This window comes from Pseudomonas fluorescens, assembly GCF_000730425.1.
GTDB lineage: Bacteria > Pseudomonadota > Gammaproteobacteria > Pseudomonadales > Pseudomonadaceae > Aquipseudomonas > Aquipseudomonas fluorescens_X.
The window spans coordinates 4,222,485-4,235,508 of sequence record NZ_CP008896.1 but is presented as its reverse complement, the minus strand read 5'-3'; the positions used below and the strand labels follow the sequence as shown (position 1 = coordinate 4,235,508).

The window sequence follows — 13,024 nt, the reverse complement described above, 5'->3', positions numbered from 1 at the left end:
GGAGTTCATCGCGATGGCCTTGCTACAGCTGGAGCGCATCAGCGCACAGTACCCAGGCGCGACCACGCCCGTGCTGGCGGATATTTCCTTGAACCTTGGGCCCCGGCAATTGCTGGTGGCCCTCGGCCCTTCCGGCAGTGGCAAGACTTCGCTGTTGAACCTGATTGCCGGCTTCGTCGAACCCAGCGCCGGGCGCATTACCCTCGATGGCGTCCCCGTCAAAGGCCCGAGTGCCGAACGTGGCGTGGTGTTCCAGGACGACGCCCTGTTGCCCTGGCAGGATGTACTGGCCAATGTCGGCTTCGGCCTGGAGCTGGCCGGTGTGCCCAAGGTCCAGCGGCACATCCGCGCGCGTGAAATGCTCGCGCTGGTGGACCTGGCCGGCTTTGACAGCCGGCGCATCTGGCAGCTCTCCGGTGGGCAGAAACAACGCGTGGGCCTGGCCCGCGCCCTCGCAGCCGACCCACGGGTGCTGCTGATGGACGAACCCTTCGGCGCCCTCGACGCCTTTACCCGTGAACAGATGCAGGAGTTGCTGCTGCAAGTCTGGCGGCGCACGGCCAAGCCGGTGTTCCTGATCACCCACGACATCGAAGAAGCCGTGTTCCTCGCCACCGACCTGATTCTGCTGGCCCCCAACCCAGGGCAAATTGTCGAGCGCCTGAGCCTGGATTTCGGCCAGCGGTACGCCGCCGGCGAGTCGGCCCGCGCGATCAAATCCGACCCTCGGTTTATCGAAACCCGCGAACACGTGCTGGGCAAAGTGTTCTCGCAACGGCAGGTGTCCCCATGAGCAGCTATGAAATCCCGGCCACCGCCGTCAGCCAAGCCACCCCGCCGCTGCGTCGCAGCCTGAGCACGCGCTGGATCAGTGTGCTGACGCTGGTTGCCCTGCTCACAATCTGGTGGGCCGTGACCGCCAGCGGGCTGATCGAGCCGCTGTTCCTGCCGCCGCCATCTGCCGTGCTGCAAAAAGGCTGGCTGCTGGCAACCAGCGGCTACATGGACTCCACCCTCTGGCAGCATCTGGGCGCCAGCCTTGGGCGCATCGGCCTGGGCCTGGGCTTTGCGGTGCTGACCGCCGTGCCGGTCGGCATCGCCATCGGCGCCAACCGCATCGCCCGTGGCATTCTCGACCCGCTGATCGAGTTCTACCGCCCGATCCCGCCGCTGGCCTACCTGCCACTGATCGTGATCTGGTGCGGCATCGGCGAGCTGTCGAAAGTGTTGCTGATCTACCTGGCGATCTTCGCCCCGATTGCGATTGCCACCGCTACCGGCGTGCGCACGGTCGACCCGGCCAAACTGCGTGCAGCGCAGTCCCTGGGCGCCAGCCGGGTACAGTTGATCCGCCATGTGATCTTGCCCAGCGCCCTGCCCGACATTCTCACCGGCGTGCGCATCGGCCTGGGTGTCGGTTGGTCGACCCTGGTGGCCGCCGAGTTGATCGCCGCCACCAGTGGCCTGGGCTTCATGGTGCAGTCGGCGGCGCAGTTTCTGGTGACCGATGTAGTGGTGCTGGGCATCCTGGTCATTGCACTAATCGCCTTCGCCATGGAAATGGGCCTGCGCGCCCTGCAGCGTAAATTGGTGCCTTGGCATGGCCAGGCACACTAAGAAGAGAACAACATGAGCCGCCTGACCGTTACCCCTTTAAGCACCGCCCTGGGCGCCCAGATCAGTGGCGTCGATATCAGCCAGCCGCTGAACCTTGAACAGCGTGATGCCATTGAGCAGGCGCTGCTCCAGCATTCGGTGCTGTTCTTTCGCGATCAGCCGATCACCCCGCAACAGCAAGCGAGCTTTGCGGCAAACTTCGGCGACCTGCATATTCATCCGATCTACCCCAACGTGCCGGAACAGCCGCAAGTACTGATCCTCGACACCGCCGTCACCGACGTGCGCGACAATGCCATCTGGCACACTGACGTGACCTTCCTGCCCACTCCGGCCCTGGGCGCGGTGCTCAGCGCCAAGCTGTTGCCGGACGTGGGGGGCGACACCCTGTGGGCCAGCGGTATCGCGGCCTTTGATGCGTTGTCGGCACCGATGAAGCACTTTTTGACCGGCCTGACGGCGACCCATGACTTCACCCGCTCCTTCCCTCTGGAGCGCTACGGCAACACCGCCCAAGACCTGGCCCGCTGGGAAGAAGCCCGTAGAAAGAACCCGCCACTGTCCCATCCGGTGATCCGCACCCATCCGGTCAGCGGGCGCAAATCACTGTTTGTCAGCGACGGCTTCACCAGCAAGATCAACGAGCTGGAGCCGGCCGAAAGCGAAGCCATCCTCAAGCTGCTGTTCGCCCATGCCACCCGCCCGGAATTCACCCTCCGCTGGCGCTGGGCAGCCAACGATGTGGCCTTCTGGGATAACCGCGTGACCCAGCACTACGCCGTGGACGACTATCGGCCACAACGGCGGGTAATGCATCGGGCGACAATCCTCGGCGACGTCCCCTTCTGACCCCCCCTGTGTAGCAGCCGGCTTGCCGGCGATGAGGCCGGTGGCCTCGTATCGCGCTCAAGGCCGCCATCGCCGGCAAGCCGGCTCCTACCGAGGTTGGGTCAGCGGACCAAGTGCAGGAACTGCAAGTGCCGCTCGTACTGGTCGAGGATGTCGTTGATGATCTGCTCCTTGGTATAGCCCACCAGGTCGTAGTCCTGGCTGCCCTCGCTCAAGTGCACTTCCGCCCGGTAGTAGCGGCGGTTGTTGATCGCCTTGGAGCCCAGGCCCCCCAAGGCAAAGGACGGCGTGAAGTAGCCGCGCATCTGCACCTGGTAGATAAACGGACGTTCTTCACCATGGCCGATTTCCAGGCTGACACTGTCATTGGACGGATCGGGCTGGGTAACGACATTCAAGCCCTTTTCGACAAACACCGCCGTCACCTCTTCAATCGCCGGGCGCACCGTAGTTTCCAGGAAGCGGTACACCTCATCGCGTGATGGAAAGTGCACCGCCTGGCTCAAGCGCTGGCGCCAGCCGCCACGGCCTCTGCGCGAAGCCGCCGAGACGGGTGCCAGGGAGTGCATCCGGGCGATCTGCTTCTGCGACTCCAGGTAGAACGCCTTGTGCAGCCCCCACATCATCAACAGCAGGATCAGCGAGAACGGCAGCGAGGTCAGCACCACCGCGGACTTGAGCGAGTCGATGCTGCCAGCGAACAGCAAGGCACTGGTGACCAGCGCGGTCATCGCGCCCCAGAACACCCGCAGCCACTTCGGTCCGTCTTCATCGGCGTTGCCGCCCTTGGACGACAGGGTCGATAGCACCACAGTGCCGGAGTCGGCGGAGGTGACGAAGAACACAAAGCTGATAAACACCGTGACCGCGATAACGGTCTTGCTCCAGGGATAGGTTTCCAGCAGCAGGTAGAGGCTCATCGATGGGTTGTCGATGGCCGACTGACCCAACGCAGCCATCCCATGGTTGAGCACCTGGTCGATGGCGCTGTTGCCAAAGATCGACATCCACGCCAGGGTGAAGCCCAGCGGGATCAGCAGCACGCCGAAGACGAATTCGCGGATGGTTCGGCCACGGGAAATCCGGGCGATGAACAGGCCCACGAACGGTGACCATGCAATCCACCAGGCCCAGTAAAACACGGTCCAGCCACCGAGCCAGTCACTGGGTTCGTTGTAGGCGTAGACGTCAAAACTCTTGGTCGGCAGGGCGCCGAGGTAGTCGCCCAGGTTCTGGATCAAGGTGTTGAGCAAATGCTGGGTGGGCCCGGCAAACAACACAAACAGCAGCAGCGCACAGGCCAGCAGCATGTTGATGTCGGACATGACCCGCACGCCCTTGTCGACACCGGCCACCGCAACCAGGATTGCCGCGCCCATCATCAGGGTGATCAGGCCGACCTGGATCCATTGGGTATGGGCGATGCCGAACAGGTAGTCCAGGCCCGAGTTGAGGTGCAATACCCCAAAGCCCATATCCGCCCCCAGGCCGAACACCGTAGCGATGATGCCGAAACCATCCACCGCATAGCCGATGGGGCCGTTGATGCGCTTGCCGATCAACGGGTACAGCGCCGAGCGCAAGGCCAGCGGCAGGTTATGCCGGTAGGCAAAGTACGCCAGGGCCATGCCGACAAACGCAAATACCCCCCAGCCGTGCAGGCCCCAATGCAGGAACAGCACCTGCATGGCCTGGCGTGCCGCATCCGCGTTCAAGGCCTCGCCCTGGGGCGGTTGCACCAGGTGGGTCAAGGGCTCCGAGACGCAGAAGAAAAACAGCGTGATGCTGATCCCGGCGGCGAACAGCATGCCGGCCCAGGACAGGTAACTGAATTCGGGCTCGTCGTGGTCGGCACCGAGTTTGATCTTGCCGTAGCCAGACAGCGCGGTGACCACCACGAAGACCAGATACAGGGTCATCGCCAGCATGTAGTACCAGCCAACCGTATTGGCCGCCCAGTTTTGCGCAGCCAGCAACCAGGCGCCGGCCTGTTCAGGCATCGCGATAACGGTAAGGCCAAACAGCAGGATGAAGCTTGCGGCGAAGTAAAATACCGGCGCATTCATGCGCACCAGGCCGCTTGCAGGGGTAGACGATGCACTCATGAACGGCGCACCTCAAGGGTGTTGGATGTGGCTGTATAAAACGGACTCAGCAAAGGTAAGCCTCCTGTTGTGAGCGGGCAGCGAACCACCGGTTTAACTTGAACGAGCATTCAAGTTAAACATGGATAGGCGGTCTGGGACTAATCGCAGGGCTGAGTGGTAGGTATTTCCTACACTAGCTCAAGGAACGGTATGACGGCTGCGAAAGGCAAAACGTTCAGCGATTGCTGGTTGAATTTGGAATACAGGCAAAAATGTGGGAGCGGGCTTGCTCGCGAATGCGCAGTGTCAGCCACTGACGTTGTGCCTGACACACCGTATTCGCGAGCAAGCCCGCTCCCACATTAGATCGTCGCTACTTCAACACTACTTCTGCGTACCGTCATCATGCTGCAAGTTCGCCTGCGTAATATTCGCCCCCGCCGGCACGCTGCGCGTCAGCCACACATTGCCGCCAATGGTCGAGCCCTGGCCAATGGTGATCCGCCCCAGGATCGTCGCCCCGGCATAGATCACGACATCGTCCTCGACAATCGGGTGGCGCGGATGGCCCTTCTGCAACTGACCATCCTCATCCGCCGGGAAACGCTTGGCGCCCAGGGTCACCGCCTGGTAGATACGCACCCGCTCGCCAATGATCGCCGTCTCGCCGATCACCACACCCGTGCCGTGGTCGATGAAGAAGCTCGGGCCGATCCGGGCGCCAGGGTGAATATCGATCCCGGTAGCCGAATGGGCGATTTCCGCGCTGATGCGCGCGAGCAGAGGCAACCCGGCGCGATACAAATGGTGGGCCAGGCGATGGTGGATCACCGCCAGGATCCCCGGGTAGCACAGCAACACCTCATCCACACTGCGCGCAGCCGGGTCGCCGTGATAAGCGGCCAGCACGTCGGTGTCCAACAGGCTGCGCAGCGCCGGCAAGGCCAGGGCAAAGTCCTGGATCAGGCGAATGGCCAATGCATCGACTTCATCGTCGGCCCGGCCGCCCTGGCGCGCGGCATAGCGCAGCTCCAGGCGGGCCTGGGCGAGCAGGGCATTGAGCGCCACATCGAGGGTATGGCCGACGTAGAAATCCTCGCTTTCCTCGCGCAAATCCACCGGCCCCAGGCGCATGGGGAACAGTGCGCCGCACAACGCCTCAAGAATCTGCGCCACCGCATCACGGGAAGGTAACTCACGACCGCCCTGCTCGCCGCTGACCCGGCCGTTGCGCGTGCGCCACTGGTCCCGGGCGCCGCGCAACTGGCTGACGATGGTCTGTAATTGCCAATGACTGGAACGCTCGCTCACGGTATTCACTCCTGACGTAATGGCCGCCACTTTACGGTATGCAACCGGGCCGCCCTTAAGAACCAATGGTGCAATGCTAATAACATCCCGGCATAAGCAACTGACGGTTGCCCCCGTAAAAAGCCCTGCCTATAGTCCTCCCCATCTCCTATTACCCGTGCGTAACCATGATCAAACAACAGCTCGACCGTTTTAATCGTCTGGAACTGCTTGGTGGCGCCACCGCTCTGGAAAAACTCGAACGACTGTCGACCTGGCTGGGCCGTGATATCTACATCAAGCGCGATGACACCACACCACTGGCCATGGGCGGCAACAAGCTGCGCAAGCTCGAATACCTTGCCGCCGATGCCCTGGCCCAGGGCGCCGATACGCTGATCACTGCCGGCGCGATCCAGTCCAACCATGTGCGCCAGACCGCAGCCCTGGCGGCCAAGCTTGGCCTGGGATGTGTCGCCCTGCTGGAAAACCCCACGGGCACCGACGACCCCAACTACCTGGGCAATGGCAATCGCCTGCTGGTGGAGCTGTTCGACGCCAAGGTCGAACGTGTGGAGAACCTGGACAACGCCGACGAACAGCTCGACGCCCTGGCCGAACGCCTGCGCAACAATGGCAAAAAACCCTATCGGGTGCCGATCGGTGGCTCCAATGCCCTGGGCGCCCTGGGCTATGTGCGCGCCGGGCTGGAGCTGGCCGGGCAGATCCAGGACAGCGGCATGCAGTTCGCGGCGGTGGTCCTGGCCTCTGGCAGCGCCGGCACCCACAGCGGCCTGGCCCTGGCGTTGAGTGAGGTGCTACCAGACCTGCCGGTGATTGGCGTCACCGTCTCGCGCACCGACGAAGCCCAACGCCCCAAAGTGCAAGGCCTGGCCGAACGCACCGCGCAGTTGCTGGGGGTGGCTGTACCCGAGGCGTTCAAGGTGATCCTGTGGGACGAATACTTCGCCCCGCGTTACGGCGAACCCAACGCCGGCACCCTGGCAGCAATCAAGCTGCTGGCAAGCCAGGAAGGCCTGTTGCTGGACCCGGTCTACACCGGCAAGGCCATGGCCGGATTGCTCGACGGTATCGGGCGCGGGGCCTTCGAGGACGGGCCGATCATCTTCCTGCACACCGGCGGGGCGCCTGCGTTGTTTGCCTATGACTCATTGTTCTGACGGGAGGCATGCCTACTAAATGTGGGAACGGGCTTGCTCGCGAACGCGGTGTATCACCATCAATGACCCACCGCATTCACGAGCAAGCCCGCTCTCACAATTGAATTTTCATCGAACTTATATTCCTTAATGAAATATAAAACTTAATTTATATTATTTTTAATGCTTTAAAACCCGCCCTATAGTCGCGCTCCCACACACCGCGTTTTTAGGGCAGGATACGACCACTGCGTCACCTGCTTCGCACACCATAAAAAACACAGGGGCTTGTCATGACTATTTCTGTACTGCGTCGCACGTTGCTGGTTGGCACATTGGGCCTGGCCCTTGGCGCCGGGTTGCTGGGCCAGGCGGTTGCCGGCGAGCAACTGGGCAACATCAAGAAGGCCGGCGTGATCAAGATCGGCCTGGAAGGCACCTACCCGCCGTTCAGCTTCGTCGATGAAAGCGGCAAGCTCAGCGGTTTTGAAGTCGAGCTGTCCGAAGCCCTGGCCAAGGAGCTGGGCGTCAAGGTCAAGCTGCAAGCCACCCCGTGGGACGGTATCCTCGCCGCGCTGGAGTCCAAGCGCCTGGACGCCGTGGTCAACCAAGTGACAATCTCCGAAGAGCGCAAGAAAAAGTACGATTTCTCCAAGCCCTATACCGTCTCCGGTATCCAGGCGCTGGTCCTGGCGAAAAACGTCGACACCATCAAGACCGCCGATGACCTGGCCGGCAAGAAAATCGGCGTAGGCCTGGGTACCAACTACGAACAATGGCTCAAGGACAACCAACCCAAAGCCATCATCAAGACCTATAACGACGACCCCACCAAGTTCCAGGACCTGCGCATCGGCCGTATCGACGCGACTCTGATCGACCGCCTGGCGGCCCTGGAATATGCGAAAAAAGCCCCGGACACTGCCGCTGCCGGCGCGGCCTTCTCCCGCCAGGAATCCGGGATTGCCCTGCGCAAAGGCGAGCTTGAGCTGCTCGAAGCGGTCAACCAGGCCCTCGACAAACTGCGCGCCGACGGCACCTTGAAGACGCTGTCCGAAAAATACTTCAACGCTGACGTCACTCAATAATGGAAGCAGGTTTCCAACTCGCACTCGACTCTGCGCCCTTTCTGCTCAAGGGCGCGTACTACACGGTGATCCTCAGCCTCGGCGGGATGTTTTTCGGCTTGCTGCTGGGCTTCGGCCTGGCCTTGATGCGCCTGTCGCGCTTCAAGCTGTTGAGCTGGACCGCCCGGGTCTACGTCTCGTTCTTTCGCGGTACGCCGTTACTGGTACAGCTGTTTTTGATCTACTACGGCTTGCCGCAAGTGGGCATCGAACTGGACCCGATTCCGGCGGCAATGATCGGCTTCTCGCTGAACATGGCCGCCTACGCCTGTGAAATCCTGCGCGCCGCCATCGGCTCCATCGAGCGTGGCCAGTGGGAAGCTGCCGCCAGTATCGGCATGACCCGCGCGCAGACCCTGCGCCGGGCCATCCTGCCGCAGGCGATGCGCACCGCCCTGCCGCCCCTGGGCAACAGCTTTATTTCACTGGTCAAGGACACGGCCCTGGCCGCCACCATCCAGGTACCCGAGCTGTTCCGCCAGGCCCAACTGGTGTCGGCGCGAACCTTTGAAATTTTCACCATGTACCTGTCCGCGGCCCTGATCTACTGGGTCCTGGCCAGCATCCTGGCGCATTTTCAGAATCGCCTGGAAGACCGGGTCAACCGGCATGACCTGGAGTCTTGAAGCATGATCGTGGTTGAAAAGCTGACCAAACAATTCAAGAGCCAGGTGGTGCTCAACGGGATCGACCTGCAGGTCAAGGAGGGCGAAGTCGTCGCCATCATTGGCCCCAGCGGTTCCGGCAAGACCACCTTCCTGCGCTGCCTGAACTTCCTTGAAGAACCCAGCAGCGGTCGAATCAAGGTCGGTGACATCGAGATCGACGGCAGCCGCCCGCTCAACCAGCAGCAGGGCCTGGTGCGGCGCCTGCGCCAGCATGTGGGCTTTGTGTTCCAGAACTTCAACCTGTTCCCCCATCGCACCGCCCTGGAAAACGTCATCGAAGGCCCGCTGGTGGTCAAGAAGATGCCGCGCGAAGCCGCTGACCGCCTCGGTCGTGCACTGCTGGCCAAGGTTGGCCTGGCAGGCAAGGAAGACGCCTACCCACGGCGCCTGTCCGGCGGCCAGCAACAGCGGGTGGCGATTGCCCGGGCGCTGGCGATGGAGCCGGAAGTGATCCTGTTCGATGAGCCGACCTCGGCCCTTGACCCGGAGTTGGTGGGCGAGGTCCTGGCGACCATCCGCGGCCTCGCCGAAGAGAAGCGCACCATGGTTATCGTTACCCACGAAATGAGCTTTGCCCGGGACGTGGCCAACCGCGTGATTTTTTTCGACAAGGGCGTGATCGTCGAGCAAGGCGAAGCCAAGGCCTTGTTTGCCAACCCCAAGGAAGAACGGACCCGGCAGTTCCTCAGCAAATTCCTCACCCATTGACCCTCCCCTTGTAGGAGCCGGCTTACCGGCTCCTACAAGGATTATCGTTTTCGGAAAAGGCCCCGTCATCACTGGGCAAAGCGTCTGTCAGCCCCCCCCTTGAATACCCCCCGCCAGTAAGACCCTTCTGAATAATCCCGAACCCGCCGTTTAGCCTTTTGCCGCCATTGACGCCCCTTGGCCAACCCTCTTATCTAAGGCCCGGAGGATTGGATCCTATCCTGGCTTTTCAAAAAATCGTTCCTTTCGAACCCCATGCCTGGGGTTCGGAACGATCGCTGCTGGCTGCATCACGGAGATTATTTATGACACACATTTCCCCCCTGGCCATGCTCGCCGCGCCGACAGTGCCCCAGGCCCTCAAACAAGGTATCAATGCGCAGGCCGCCACCCATTTGCAGGTCGATGTTGCCCCTTACCCAGACATGGGCAAGGGGGACTTGATCGAGCTGTTCTGGAACAACTGCTTTGCCGCGTCCAAGCGGGTGGGCGCCGCCGATATCGGCCAACCCAGCAGCCTGCGGGTGCCGGAGAGTTTTGTACAAAACGGCGCCGCCCGGATTCATTACCGCATCATGCAGGTGGGGCGTGGCCCGGCGCGCTCGCTGATTACCCGAGTACAGGTCAAGACCGCTTGCCCTGGCGGCCAGCCATCGGTGTTGTGTGGCGAAGAAAACCAGAACCTGGCCCCCGTCGACCTGCCTGAAACCATCCGCCGCCATGGCGTCAATCCCAACCAGATCCGCCGTGGCGTGCCATTGACCATCGAGCCGTACCTGAACATGGCCACCGGTGATGCAATTACCCTGCGCTGGGGCGATGCGCGCCTGGACCTGCCGCCCATCCAGGCCAACGAAGTGGGACAGGCCGTGCAGGTCTGGGTGCCTTCGGCGTTGATCCTCGAAGCGGGGGACGATGCTCGCCAGGAGGTCACCTACTGCGTGATCGACCGCGTGGGCAATAACTCCCGCTGGGCACCACCACGGACCCTGAGCATCGCCCAGGCTCAGGCCCAAGACGCGGCAAACACTCCGTCGGTGTACCAACCCCGGCGTCCTGGCTCGCCGTGCGAGCCGGGGTGACAGACCTTCTATGCATATTCCTAAAAGTTAGTTTATTTAAAAAATAAACACGTTTAGGGTATATAAACCGGACCACCGGACCTTCCTGATTTTTCAGCTTTTCCACGGATGTGAGGTAGGTATGGTCAGAATTACCCCGGTGCACAACGCCAGGGCATTACGTGTAGCCACGCAGGGGCGCACCGATGTCTAACTTGGCGCAATCGCCCCTCCAGAGCGATCTGGATGTCGCCCCGCTGCTGTTGCCTGCCAAGGTGCTGCGCAACGACAGTGAAGCCCTCGCCGCCGCCCACGAGCTTGCCCAGGCAGCCCGCCTGCAAGCCGGGCTGCGCGACCGCCAGCGCAAACTACCCTGGGCCGAAATCGAACAGTTCACCCGCAGCGGCCTGGGTAGCATTTCCATCCCCCGCCCATACGGCGGCCCACAAGTGTCGTTCGTGACCCTGGCCGAAGTGTTTGCGATCATCAGCGCCGCCGACCCGGCCCTGGGGCAGATCCCGCAGAACCACTTCGGCATCTTGCACACGCTGCAAGGTGCTGCCAGCGATGAGCAGAAAAAGCAGCTGTTCCAAAGCGTCCTCGACGGCTGGCGTATCGGTAATGGCGGCCCGGAACGCGGCACAAAAAAGTTCTGGTGTCAAGTCCTTTGTGCAAATCACGCAGGACTTGAAACCGTATATGGGACAGTAGGTTAGCTCTTTTCTCGGCCACTTTGGCGCGGTGTGGCTTCGTGGGCTAGGAGCCACATAGGAGCGTTGGGAGAGAAAGCCACATCGCACTGTGTCGTGCTGGATTGCCGAGGGACGGCGGGCTTGTCTTGTCATCATAGCCCAGGCGGCTCTTGGCGGCATCCAGAATGAAGAACGCGCAGCCTTGGGCTGCGCGTTCGATGGATGTTGCTGGGCAGGCTTCGAGGGCCATCACGTCGGCTTGGACGGCACGCTCCGCGTCGTGGTGCCCTTCCTGAATCCCCGATCCCCCGCCATGAACGCCTCCAGCATGTGCGGGATCAACTTCTCGGCATCGACGGCCTCGCCATACGCCTGCGCGTGCAGCGCGGCGTAGCGGTCGAGGTCGGCTTTCAAGCTGGCCGGGCAGGCAAAGGTCAGCTTGACGCTCTCGGTCTTGGGCAGCGGCCCTAGCCGCAGTTTCTTCGTGTTCATTGGGAAGCTCCCCGGTTGAAGAACAGCGGCTGGCACGGCCGCAGCACCAGATCCCGGTTCACGATGACGCGAACCGGCAGGCCCGGCCTAATGGTCAGCGTCGGCTGGATGTCCATGTTGCGCCGGGTGATCTCCTGACCCACCTGATTGATGCTGTCCTGGGCGCTGTCGCGCCCCGCGATGACGATGCGGTTGCCGTCCTGGCGGTTCTCTGGCGCGGCCAACTCGGCGCCTACGCCCAGCAGCGTCGTCAGCACGGCGCCCGCGACGATGCGATTCCAATGCCAGTCCACGTCGTCTTCCAGGCCGGCGTAGCCGGCTGGATCGGTGCCGACAAGGTTGTCGAGCGTCAGCGAGGACGTATCGGGCAGGATGACCCGGTTCCACACCACCTGCACGCGGCTCTGCCCGTAGCTGACCTGGCTGTTGTATTTACCCAGGATGCGCGACCCCTGCGGGATCAACAGGAACTTGCCCGTGGCCGAGTCATAGACCGGCTCCGTCACCGTGGCGATCACGTCGCCTGGCAAGTCCGACTTGATGCCCGTCACCAGCGCGCCCGCAATCACCGTTCCGGCCATGACCTGATACGGCGAGGCCGGCATTTTCAGGTTTCCGGAATTGCGGGTTTCCATAGAGCCGCCTTTCAGGAACGCCTCTTTCTGGTCTTGCCGGTTTTGCACAGCTGTCGGATCGGCAGGCTGGGGCGCCGCCGAGGCCGGCCCAGCCGCGAGCGGGTCGAAGGCCGCGAGCGTGTTGGCAGCACCAGGCACACCCGGCGGCGCCACCGTGGCCGTGGCGGCGGCCTGGCCCTGGCCGCCCGAGCGGAAAAACACCGACGAAGCCGCTGCGGCTTCCGCCTCCTTGCGCAAGGCGTCGTTGGGATCGTGGCCGGGGGCCGCGTAAGCGGCCACGGCGGACTGCTGCGAGTTCACGATGGCCGGGCCAAGATCGCCCGGCAGTGGCGGCCCCAGCTCGGGCACCTTCGGCGGCAGCTTCGAGTAGTCGGACGGCAGGCCGTCCAGCCCTTCGGACTTCGAGACGCGATCGACGTTGTAAAGCTCGGTCTGCTCGCCCGCGCCGCGCCGGTGCGGTTGCAATGACCAGATCGTGGCCCCGAGCACGGCGACCGACAGGCCGCCGACGAGGACGGCCAGCGTGCGCCGGTTCAACCGGGTCACGGCACGCGGCTGGGCGCGAAGCGCCACCGCCTCGGGCGCGACCTTGCCTGCCTGCCGCGTGGCGAGGTCGGGGGTATCGTCCTGGCTCATGG

12 protein-coding genes and 1 pseudogene are annotated in these 13,024 nt (G+C 62.6%); 9 read left to right on the top strand and 4 right to left on the bottom strand.

Translation table 11 applies throughout. The features are described from left to right. Positions 1 to 13 precede the first annotated feature (13 nt). From tauB to tauD, 3 genes are read left to right on the top strand one after another with little or no spacing between them, the layout of a single operon-like run. Positions 14 to 793, top strand: coding sequence for a taurine ABC transporter ATP-binding subunit (gene tauB, locus HZ99_RS18940; protein ID WP_038445178.1), 780 nt, complete (start codon positions 14 to 16; stop codon positions 791 to 793). After that, entirely contained in the window at positions 790 to 1,617 is an 828-nt protein-coding gene (gene tauC, locus HZ99_RS18935) for a taurine ABC transporter permease TauC (protein WP_038445176.1), read from the top strand. The genes tauB and tauC overlap by 4 nt, the downstream gene beginning before the upstream one ends. A gap of 12 nt (positions 1,618 to 1,629) precedes the next feature. Beyond that, a complete protein-coding gene (gene tauD, locus HZ99_RS18930; RefSeq protein ID WP_038445174.1) occupies positions 1,630 to 2,466 on the top strand; it encodes a taurine dioxygenase in 837 nt (278 codons plus the stop codon). Between the two features lie 101 nt (positions 2,467 to 2,567). Here tauD and betT read toward each other — a convergent pair whose 3' ends face one another. Together betT and epsC are read right to left on the bottom strand one after the other, a co-directional pair. Next, on the bottom strand, positions 2,568 to 4,532 hold the full coding sequence (betT, locus tag HZ99_RS18925) for a choline transporter BetT (protein ID WP_181883241.1): 1,965 nt from the start codon (positions 4,530 to 4,532) through the stop codon (positions 2,568 to 2,570). Positions 4,533 to 4,937: 405 nt separating this feature from the next. Continuing rightward, positions 4,938 to 5,864: a serine O-acetyltransferase EpsC gene (gene epsC, locus HZ99_RS18920; protein WP_038445169.1), complete on the bottom strand. Its 927-nt coding sequence runs from the start codon at positions 5,862 to 5,864 to the stop codon at positions 4,938 to 4,940. A gap of 167 nt (positions 5,865 to 6,031) precedes the next feature. Here epsC and HZ99_RS18915 point away from each other — a divergent pair, with 167 nt between their 5' ends. The 6 genes and pseudogenes from HZ99_RS18915 to HZ99_RS18890 form a co-directional block, all read left to right on the top strand. Continuing rightward, positions 6,032 to 7,024, top strand: coding sequence for a D-cysteine desulfhydrase (locus tag HZ99_RS18915; RefSeq protein ID WP_038445167.1), 993 nt, complete (start codon positions 6,032 to 6,034; stop codon positions 7,022 to 7,024). Between the two features lie 272 nt (positions 7,025 to 7,296). Further along, positions 7,297 to 8,091, top strand: a complete 795-nt coding sequence (gene tcyJ / locus HZ99_RS18910; RefSeq protein WP_038445165.1) for a cystine ABC transporter substrate-binding protein — start codon at positions 7,297 to 7,299, stop codon at positions 8,089 to 8,091. Then, complete coding sequence (gene tcyL / locus HZ99_RS18905) at positions 8,091 to 8,756, top strand: cystine ABC transporter permease (RefSeq protein ID WP_029299561.1); 666 nt, start codon at positions 8,091 to 8,093, stop codon at positions 8,754 to 8,756. The genes tcyJ and tcyL overlap by 1 nt, the downstream gene beginning before the upstream one ends. 3 nt (positions 8,757 to 8,759) lie before the next feature. Continuing rightward, complete coding sequence (gene tcyN / locus HZ99_RS18900) at positions 8,760 to 9,506, top strand: L-cystine ABC transporter ATP-binding protein TcyN (RefSeq protein WP_038445163.1); 747 nt, start codon at positions 8,760 to 8,762, stop codon at positions 9,504 to 9,506. 305 nt (positions 9,507 to 9,811) lie between these two features. Beyond that, entirely contained in the window at positions 9,812 to 10,588 is a 777-nt protein-coding gene (locus HZ99_RS18895; protein WP_038445161.1) for a hypothetical protein, read from the top strand. A gap of 185 nt (positions 10,589 to 10,773) precedes the next feature. After that, a pseudogene (locus HZ99_RS18890) lies at positions 10,774 to 11,214 on the top strand (acyl-CoA dehydrogenase family protein); the annotation flags it as partial. 294 nt (positions 11,215 to 11,508) lie between these two features. On the opposite strand, the gene HZ99_RS18885 reads toward HZ99_RS18890, so the two are convergent. Together HZ99_RS18885 and HZ99_RS18880 are read right to left on the bottom strand one after the other, a co-directional pair. Then, entirely contained in the window at positions 11,509 to 11,751 is a 243-nt protein-coding gene (locus HZ99_RS18885; RefSeq protein ID WP_008786880.1) for a DUF2274 domain-containing protein, read from the bottom strand. Further along, complete coding sequence (locus HZ99_RS18880; protein WP_008786881.1) at positions 11,748 to 13,022, bottom strand: TrbI/VirB10 family protein; 1,275 nt, start codon at positions 13,020 to 13,022, stop codon at positions 11,748 to 11,750. The genes HZ99_RS18885 and HZ99_RS18880 overlap by 4 nt, the downstream gene beginning before the upstream one ends. Positions 13,023 to 13,024 lie beyond the last annotated feature (2 nt).